Raw genomic sequence first — 1,663 nt, 5'->3', positions numbered from 1 at the left:
AATATTAACGGATAAGAAAATGTTAGAATCTTGCGGATTGAGGCTACCTTTGAGTATTCGTTAAAAAGCTATTAAAAATCTGTTAGTTATTGTCTTGACAGTAGCCGTAAAAAATGAAAATATCTATCTTATGTTTGAGTTAGCACATAATATTCTGTTATCGGTCAAGGTGTTTGATATTCTTGACATCCTCATCATCTCCATTATCGTCTATAAAGCGTTACAGATGTTGCGCGGCACCAGTGCTATGCCTATGATGATGGCTATGGCTTTTATTGTGCTGTTGCTTATGGTTTCCCGCTATTTTGGGCTTAAAACAACCAGCTGGCTACTGTCTAACTTTACAGGTTATTTAATAGTTATCATCGTAGTAATCTTCCAGCCAGAGCTTAGACGCGCACTGGCGACGCTCGGCGAAACTAGCATATTTTTTAGGAGCAAGAAAGCTACAATTGAAATAACAGACGAAATCGTTAAAGCGGCAATAGTGCTGGCTGACCGCCAAATCGGTGCGTTAATCATCATTGAACGTAAAGACGACGTAGAGCCTGTCGTGACGCTCGGCAAACACCTAGATAGTATCATCACAAGCGACCTGCTAGTCAGCATATTCGTGCCATACACTCCGCTTCACGATGGAGCGGTTATTATAAGCGATTCGCGCCTGTCTTATGCTGGCTGCGTCCTGCCGTTAACCAAACGGCGCGATATACCTAGCTCGTTTGGCACACGGCATAGAGCCGCAATCGGCATTACAGAAGAGACGGATGCCGTAACCATCGTGGTGAGCGAGGAACGCGGTATTATATCGGTAGTGGCAGATGGGGTAGTCCACACAGACCTGAATGCTGAATCGTTAAAGAATATGCTGAAAAAGTTGTTGGCGATAGAAACAACAGACGCCCCTGAGCCTGATGTGGTAAAAGCTGATGAATGATAAGTTGTTGCTATTAGTCAGCACTCTTATAAGCGTTGTCTTGTGGGCGTATGTAACGCTCGGCGAATTGTTGCGCTAGGTTCATTATGAGAAAATATTTCGGCACCGATGGCGTGCGTGGCAGGGCGAATGAAGCACCTATGACGGCTGATTTTGCCCTGAAACTGGGGCAAGCTATAGGACGTAAAATTGCCGATAGCACGCCATATCCGCGTCAAATAGTCATTGGCAAAGATACTAGACTATCGTGCTATATGTTTGAGTTTGCACTTGCGTCTGGTATCTGCTCACAGGGTGTGGATGCAGTGCTGGTAGGTGCTCTGCCGACCCCAGCCATAGCATTTATGACACGTAGTATCCGTGCGGCTGCGGGCACGGTAATCTCCGCCTCGCATAATCCGTATTACGATAACGGAATCAAGTTTTTTGATGCCTCTGGTTATAAACTGCCCGATGAGGTAGAGCTAGAACTAGAACAGATGATAGACACCGGCGTTTCTAGCAGTATGGATAGAGTAGGCAAGGCTACTCGCATAGAGACAGCTGTCGGACGATATATTGAATTTGCTAAATCAACATTCAGCACCAATTTAGACTTAAAAGGCTTAAAGATAGTAGTTGACTGCGCTAATGGGGCGACATATAAGGTTGCTCCGCTGGCTATTGAAGAACTGGGCGCAGATGTGATAGTAATAAATGACAAACCCAATGGCACTAATATTAACG

Annotated in this window: 2 protein-coding genes; both read left to right on the top strand. The window is 44.9% G+C overall.

What is annotated here, in order from left to right:
• Positions 1–130: 130 nt before the first annotated feature.
• A complete protein-coding gene (gene cdaA, locus AC1MDJ_RS07725; protein WP_479690343.1) occupies positions 131–937 on the top strand; it encodes a diadenylate cyclase CdaA in 807 nt (268 codons plus the stop codon).
• An 86-nt stretch (positions 938–1,023) separates the two neighbouring features.
• The coding region (locus AC1MDJ_RS07720; protein ID WP_479690342.1) for a phosphohexomutase domain-containing protein at positions 1,024–1,663 on the top strand (640 nt) is incomplete at its 3' end.

The sequence above is a fragment of the Candidatus Termitispirillum reticulitermitis genome, from assembly GCF_054655775.1.
This window is presented reverse-complemented; position numbering and strand designations above follow the sequence as displayed.